General features: G+C 31.1%; 13 protein-coding genes. All 13 read right to left on the bottom strand.

Annotation, left to right across the window (positions count from 1 at the left end; all coding sequences use genetic code 11):
• Positions 1-36: 36 nt before the first annotated feature.
• Positions 37-255 (bottom strand): hypothetical protein, encoded by a 219-nt coding sequence (locus ACI3VO_RS03505; RefSeq protein ID WP_439756593.1) that lies wholly within the window; start codon positions 253-255, stop codon positions 37-39.
• A 171-nt stretch (positions 256-426) separates the two neighbouring features.
• Complete coding sequence (locus ACI3VO_RS03510) at positions 427-690, bottom strand: hypothetical protein (protein WP_439756594.1); 264 nt, start codon at positions 688-690, stop codon at positions 427-429.
• Positions 691-1,092: 402 nt separating this feature from the next.
• Positions 1,093-1,263: a hypothetical protein gene (locus ACI3VO_RS03515; protein WP_439756595.1), complete on the bottom strand. Its 171-nt coding sequence runs from the start codon at positions 1,261-1,263 to the stop codon at positions 1,093-1,095.
• 39 nt (positions 1,264-1,302) lie between these two features.
• Positions 1,303-1,536: a hypothetical protein gene (locus ACI3VO_RS03520; RefSeq protein WP_439756596.1), complete on the bottom strand. Its 234-nt coding sequence runs from the start codon at positions 1,534-1,536 to the stop codon at positions 1,303-1,305.
• 333 nt (positions 1,537-1,869) lie between these two features.
• Positions 1,870-2,163, bottom strand: coding sequence for a hypothetical protein (locus ACI3VO_RS03525; RefSeq protein WP_439756597.1), 294 nt, complete (start codon positions 2,161-2,163; stop codon positions 1,870-1,872).
• Between the two features lie 93 nt (positions 2,164-2,256).
• A complete protein-coding gene (locus ACI3VO_RS03530; RefSeq protein ID WP_439756598.1) occupies positions 2,257-2,397 on the bottom strand; it encodes a hypothetical protein in 141 nt (46 codons plus the stop codon).
• 45 nt (positions 2,398-2,442) lie between these two features.
• Positions 2,443-2,877 carry a hypothetical protein gene (locus ACI3VO_RS03535; protein WP_439756599.1) on the bottom strand — a complete coding sequence of 145 codons (435 nt, stop codon included), beginning with the start codon at positions 2,875-2,877 and terminating at the stop codon, positions 2,443-2,445.
• Between the two features lie 219 nt (positions 2,878-3,096).
• On the bottom strand, positions 3,097-3,354 hold the full coding sequence (locus tag ACI3VO_RS03540; protein ID WP_439756600.1) for a hypothetical protein: 258 nt from the start codon (positions 3,352-3,354) through the stop codon (positions 3,097-3,099).
• Positions 3,355-3,510: 156 nt separating this feature from the next.
• Positions 3,511-3,642: a hypothetical protein gene (locus tag ACI3VO_RS03545; protein WP_439756601.1), complete on the bottom strand. Its 132-nt coding sequence runs from the start codon at positions 3,640-3,642 to the stop codon at positions 3,511-3,513.
• A 570-nt stretch (positions 3,643-4,212) separates the two neighbouring features.
• On the bottom strand, positions 4,213-4,413 hold the full coding sequence (locus tag ACI3VO_RS03550; RefSeq protein WP_439756602.1) for a hypothetical protein: 201 nt from the start codon (positions 4,411-4,413) through the stop codon (positions 4,213-4,215).
• Positions 4,414-4,815: 402 nt separating this feature from the next.
• Complete coding sequence (locus ACI3VO_RS03555; RefSeq protein ID WP_439756603.1) at positions 4,816-5,322, bottom strand: hypothetical protein; 507 nt, start codon at positions 5,320-5,322, stop codon at positions 4,816-4,818.
• Between the two features lie 558 nt (positions 5,323-5,880).
• Complete coding sequence (locus ACI3VO_RS03560; RefSeq protein ID WP_439756604.1) at positions 5,881-6,018, bottom strand: hypothetical protein; 138 nt, start codon at positions 6,016-6,018, stop codon at positions 5,881-5,883.
• A 17-nt stretch (positions 6,019-6,035) separates the two neighbouring features.
• A complete protein-coding gene (locus ACI3VO_RS03565; protein WP_439756605.1) occupies positions 6,036-6,161 on the bottom strand; it encodes a hypothetical protein in 126 nt (41 codons plus the stop codon).
• Positions 6,162-6,216: the final 55 nt, after the last annotated feature.

Genomic DNA, 6,216 nt, shown 5'->3' on the forward strand with positions numbered 1-6,216 from the left:
AACATTCTTACTCTTAGAGAAGAATCCACCACAATTCTATAACTTAGTAAGATGTTTGAATATATTAGCATTTTCAAACTTATAAGTTACATTAGAATCATGAAACAGGAAAGATATATCTAATATATCCTTAGGATAACTGTATCCATCAGTACCACTAGAGCTAGGAGTAGATTTATCTCCTCCAAAGATGTTATTACTTAAAGTACCAATACAATTACATTTACAGAACGCTGCTGTTGCTTTTTGCAACATAGGATTCTTAGAGAATATATTTGCGCTATAGTCTGTACTACCATTAGATAGTAATATATTAAGAGTACTTCTAATCTTAGCACTATCTATATTAGAATCTTCAGTAGAGCTTACACTACTTATTAATAAATAACCTAAGAAGAAACTGCAATCAGTTAACTTAGGACAAGACTAGAATAATGGTTGTATATCTAATTGATTACCTCCGGTAGTAAGACTACCGTTTTGGCATAAGAAATAACTACAATCTACTAAATTAGTCTTATCTTTAAACAATTCTGTAGGGAAGTCTAACGGTAATGTTGTAAACGCATTACCAATAAAACATCTGTTACAATTTGTTAATAACGGATTATTTGCAAATATCTTAGAAGGGAACGCGTGTTTTAAATTACTGTAACCAAACGTATTATTACATACGCTTAAGTTTACCATATTATCAAATAAATAGTATGAGCTTAACGGAGTAGTTTCTGAGTCACTCTTATATAATACAGTATTATAGAATGTCTAATATAATGTTGTTACTTTAGATGATCTCCATAGAACATATTTAACATCTTGCAGAGTTATACCTTTGTTCTAAAAGAACGTATTACTTAGAGTAGTACTATTCATAACTAGGTTCAAAGTAGCTGTATATTGATTAGCATTTTCTAAAGTAAGCTAATCAGAGTACCCATCATTGAGTCTAAACTAAGTATTAGATATGCCAGCGAATGCTCTTTCGCCAGAATCTGTAAATGTAATAGTACCTTCTAGTCTGTATAAACTTGCACAACTGTCAAACATATTTCTAGTTGAACCGCTATAATTTAAACCAGTTACACACTCTAACTAAGTTGCATTATAGAAGTTTATATAACTATTTGAACCTGCACTATAATTAAATCTAGATAAGTCTACAGAAGGTTTACCCCTAAACGTACTAGCTTCTAATGTAGAAGAATTATCTCCTACCGGAGTAACTATTATAGTTTGCTTTATATTAGAACCAGCTGCATTCAAGTTTCTAAGTGTAGTACATTCAGAACTAATTTTTATTACCTAAGCGGTACAGTTAGTTAAATTTAATTCTTCTAACTTTCTACAGCCAGATAGATCAAGAGCGTTTAATGCAGTATTATCAGGATTAGATTCGTCATATTTTGCAAAAGCTATACTTCTACAGTTAGATAAATCTATCTTCAATATATTAGGAGATTCTGTAATAGTTACTTTAGTAAGTAAGTTATTATCGTTAATAATTAATTCCTGCAAAGATGGACAGCTATTAATCATTATCTAAGTAAGCAGAGAATTAGTAACAGTAAGCTTCTTTAAATTAGTACAATTACCTATGCTTAACTAATTTAAATTAGTACAATTAGTTAAATCAATACTTTCTAATAATGACTAATTAGTTACCTCTAATGACTATATACCAGTATTAGAAGCGTTTAAAGTTTTAATAGTACCTGCTTTTGGTAATACAATACCAGTTAAACTAGAATTACTTATATCAATAGTTTGTAAATTAGAGCACGCGTCTAATCTTAAAGTTCCTTGAGTAAGACCTTTACAGTTAGCTAAGCTTATGTGCCTAAGCGATCTACAGTTTGCTACATCAATGCTCTACATAGTAGTAGCATTTGCTAGATTTATATCCAACAAACTTGGAGCTTGTGTAGTTACAAATGCTTTAGTTTGTCTATTGTTAAAACCTAAAGCATAAGTAATTAAAGAAGAACCGTAGAAGTTTACATTAATTTCATTCGCTACGATACTAGTTTCAAAAGGAGACATATAATAAGTATCGCACAATTGAGATATAGTACTGCCTTCTCCAGAATTATCAGTAGATCTAGTAATAAATATAGGAGAATATGTTTTAAAAGAATAAGTATTAGAAGTCATTCCACTACCCATATCAATACGAGACTACAATACACTCTTTAACGGAGAACTAGATTCTATAGAAGCTGGTACATTCTTAATATCAAAGAACAACGTATCAAGATACTATAGTCTGTTCTTCAACCATTTCTTAGTAAACAACTCTCTAGTACCATGTAAGAAGGTTAAGTTGTGTCTAGAAGTATTATTACTACTATCTGCGTATGCAGGTATGTACTTAATTTCAGCGTCTAAGTTATAGTACATCTAACCTATAGAATTTATGATATCCTGGTACTTAGAGAATAAATTCTAATAAGTTAGTACACCGTTGTCTGTTCTTAGTTTAGCATAATTTCCTTTGTAAGTGTCGTTAGTTCCACTTATAGTTTCTGCATTATACGGAGTAATGGTTCTGATAGCGTCCCATAATCTAGATTGAGTTGTGTTATATTTACCATTGTATTTGCCTTCTTCTTCATTTAAACCAAAGGATTTACTTAAAGTAAACGTACTACCATCATATTTTTTAGATCCATTAAGGTCTTGTATATCTTGTAATAATTTTCCTTCATTGTCTAAACCGTAACAGTCTAAATCTACGTTAGGTCTCCACTGTATTAAACCTGTATTATTTAAACCTAATACTGTATCCATATCATAGAAAGTAGGATACCAGTCTCCAGCATAACTATCAGAAGCATTCCAAGTCTTAACTACTAGGTTCTTACCTAAACTATCTGTCATGCCAAATACATAAGCGCACATTAAGTAAGTTGCGCAATGAGCCTTATTCCAAATAGTTTGCTAAGTAAACCTATCTATGTTTTCACTAACTGTTCCTTCTACCTAATATTTTATAACTGGATTTCCGTCTGTATCTAATACAGGCTTTCCTTCTGAATCTATCTAATATACAGGTTTATTAGTTGCAAATACTACATTGTATATAGCACTATTCAAAGACTACCATCCTAATGGATTATCTGAAGTAGGATATCTCATAGCCCACACATTAGCAAGCATATCAGATTCTCCTTCTTTGTTTATTTGAGCAAATGCTCCAGAGTCATAGTTACTATTTGCAGAAGCTTCAAACGCAAATACATTTGGAGATACAGTTTCAACGTAGTTGTCTACAATACAATTATTAGATGTTTCTAGATTAAAAGTATACTTTTTCAGTCCTAAATTATAATAAGAAGTACGTCCTAAGTCAAACATATAGATACCATAGAATACATTATTATCTCCATTAGTACCATCTACAACATATAACCTACATGGAAAACCTTTGATAGCATATTTTATATCAGCCTAATTAGGATTACTAGTATCTGTCATAGAAGGTAGTTCTAGACCCAATTTAGTATAAATATCCTATATATTGTTAGCTGTACCTACGTTATTAGCATGACTAGAATCAATAAGGTCGCATTTCAAAGTAAACTGATTTTCAGGTAGCCATTGTTCTTTTTCAAACGCCTCCCCATATCTTGGTGTAAATAACACTTCCTTATTGCCATCTACTTTCTTACCAAAAGATATATCGTAGTTCTTTCTGTTATAGTTAGTAGAAGTAGTACCCTATAGTTTAATATAAGTATCAGTTATATCACTTCTAACAGAACTGTCATAAACTATACCATTTACAGTATCTTCGTAATATATATTACAGTTAACCTTAGTATCTTTAGATATACCAGTAGAACCTATAAAATTAGTTATATCTCTAAATGCCTACCTATTTTCATCAGAGTTAAAGCTGATTATTACTTTAGGTAGTTTGCAACCGTTCTAACCCTCTTCAAAGTTTTTATTATCGTCAAAGCAATTTACTCTTCTTAACTATATATTCTTATCTATATCATAGTTTGAATAAGTAGAGTCTGCATGTAAACGATAATCATCTGCTATATAGTTAGCAACTACTTCCTAAGAAGTTAAAGCTCTATTGTATATCTTAACACTTTTAACTAATACATCTGAGAAATTATCTGTTATATCTTCCAGTGTTGCTGATTTAGCTAAAAAGTGTCTACAACCAATATAAATATCTTCAGTATTAATGGTAGCAGCTGACTAGCTACCGCACTCTACACAAGCGCTCATTACTCCATTAATGTAGATCTTTATTAACTTCTTATCACTAGCTGCACCTTCTTCTTCGTCTGATAATCTAGATATTACATAAGTACAGTTAATCCATTCATCTTCTACATTGTATGTAGATAAAGACTGACCGCCGTAAGAACACTGTATATCATCAGAATTTATAAACAAACCCTCAAGTAATACAGACTTCTAATCTTTCTAAGAGTTAAATTGAGCACAACTAAGAATAGTAGAATCCGCGTCTCCGTTTAGCTAATACTTATATATGATATTAAACGTCATAGCATCTGTCTTATTACCAAGAGATGTTTCAGGATCATACTAATCAAAAGGTCTATAGTTTATCTTAGCATAAGATTCTCCGTATAAGCATAACAGATCTTTATTGTCTGGATCTACCTATTTAGAACTATTAGTTTCATCTAAGTTAATAAAACCAGTATTCTAACCATTACAGTTGAATAACTAGCATGTTATATTTGCTCCTTCGCTAGTTGTTACTTTATTTTTCCAACTTGTAGATGCACCTACAGCTACACCTCTAGCATCAAAGTAGGCTACAAGACCGTTCTATTCAGGCTCCCACTCTTTGAAATTTTCATAACCGTAATCGTTAAATTTAAATTCAAATATAGGATTTTCATTTACAGATTTAACGTCTGTATCTACTACGCCACCAGTCATAGACAAAGTATACAAAGTATCTTTTTCATACTTATCTCCAGTAGTAGTATCTACTACTATTAATTTTGTACTGTTGTATAATAGATTGTTTACTTCAAATGTATCTTTAATCTCTCCAGTAATTGCATCCTTAATAGTTGCGGTATAGTAGAAATTTCTATGTAAATTAGTATTAGCTACTATACCAAAGGGTATTTGAGCTACAGTACCGTATATGTAACTTTTAGCAGTATCGTCAGATACGTAGAAAGCTATAGCCTTATTACTTTGGACAGTAAAGCTTAATTTAATTGCTGCAGTTATATTACTTAAACCAGTAGAATCAGGTATAGAAGCAACTATAGTTACGTTATGATAACCAAGTTTCATCTCATTACCCTGTTCATTAATCATTATACTATTCTATATATTAGGAGTAACATTCTTAAATTCTCCTTTATCTACTCCATCTACAGAATACTTAACTGTTATTTCTCTATCACTAACAGCATCTGCTAACGATACAGTATATAATACTTTTACCTATTGATTAAACTCAAAACTAGTATTAGATATATCTACTGCAGATATACTAAGTATATCCACAATTATATTACCTTTCCAGTTGTTTAGAGGATACCCAGTATAATCCGTGGCAGATATATTAACTGTATAGCTACCTTTACTCAATATTCCTAAATTTACAGTAGTAGTTTTATTAGGCTATACAGTAATAGTTCTGGTTGCAACGCTACCTACATTTATTTTTACTGTAAACTCTTGAGTAAGTCTAGACTGCACTTTAAACGTGATGATAGCTTCTTCATTTTTTTGTAGTATTAAGTTATTGTTAGAATCAAAGTTATCAACAATAATACTACCAGAACTATTATCAGTGGATCCTCCTCCACCTCCTCCTCCAATAGTTCCATTATTGTAAATCCAAGCAACGTTGGATCTTAAATTGTTTATCTACCGCTTTATCTCTGACAAAGCATCATCAACATTGTCGCTAATAAAATCACTTTTGTTAACGGCAATGTCAGACGATTGATTTGAAGCGATTTTAACAAATTTATTTTTATCTTTATTATACGCTTTTATAGACATAATTTATTGTTTTTAATTTAAGCTACATCACTAGCATTAAGTGTATAACTATCAATTTCATTTAAAACTAAATTATCTAACACAGTTTCTTCATCTCCTCCGTTCAAGCTATCCCACGTAACGCCGTGTGTTAAATTTAACACCTAATATGCGTGCATAGTTATATTATCCGGAGTAACAGACCACTGTATAAATGTA

Origin of the sequence: Intestinibacter sp., assembly GCF_051866655.1 — a bacterium.
GTDB lineage: Bacteria > Bacillota > Clostridia > Peptostreptococcales > Peptostreptococcaceae > Intestinibacter.

What these genes read in the sequence shown, in the direction of transcription:
- ACI3VO_RS03505 (WP_439756593.1), bottom strand. Translation starts at nt 255, where the DNA reads ATGTTGCAAAAAGCAACAGCAGCGTTCTGTAAATGTAATTGTATTGGT.
- ACI3VO_RS03510 (WP_439756594.1), bottom strand. Translation starts at nt 690, where the DNA reads ATGGTAAACTTAAGCGTATGTAATAATACGTTTGGTTACAGTAATTTA.
- ACI3VO_RS03520 (WP_439756596.1), bottom strand. Translation starts at nt 1,536, where the DNA reads ATGATTAATAGCTGTCCATCTTTGCAGGAATTAATTATTAACGATAAT.
- ACI3VO_RS03525 (WP_439756597.1), bottom strand. Translation starts at nt 2,163, where the DNA reads ATGGGTAGTGGAATGACTTCTAATACTTATTCTTTTAAAACATATTCT.
- ACI3VO_RS03530 (WP_439756598.1), bottom strand. Translation starts at nt 2,397, where the DNA reads ATGTACTATAACTTAGACGCTGAAATTAAGTACATACCTGCATACGCA.
- ACI3VO_RS03535 (WP_439756599.1), bottom strand. Translation starts at nt 2,877, where the DNA reads ATGACAGATAGTTTAGGTAAGAACCTAGTAGTTAAGACTTGGAATGCT.
- ACI3VO_RS03540 (WP_439756600.1), bottom strand. Translation starts at nt 3,354, where the DNA reads ATGTTTGACTTAGGACGTACTTCTTATTATAATTTAGGACTGAAAAAG.
- ACI3VO_RS03555 (WP_439756603.1), bottom strand. Translation starts at nt 5,322, where the DNA reads ATGATTAATGAACAGGGTAATGAGATGAAACTTGGTTATCATAACGTA.
- ACI3VO_RS03560 (WP_439756604.1), bottom strand. Translation starts at nt 6,018, where the DNA reads ATGTCTATAAAAGCGTATAATAAAGATAAAAATAAATTTGTTAAAATC.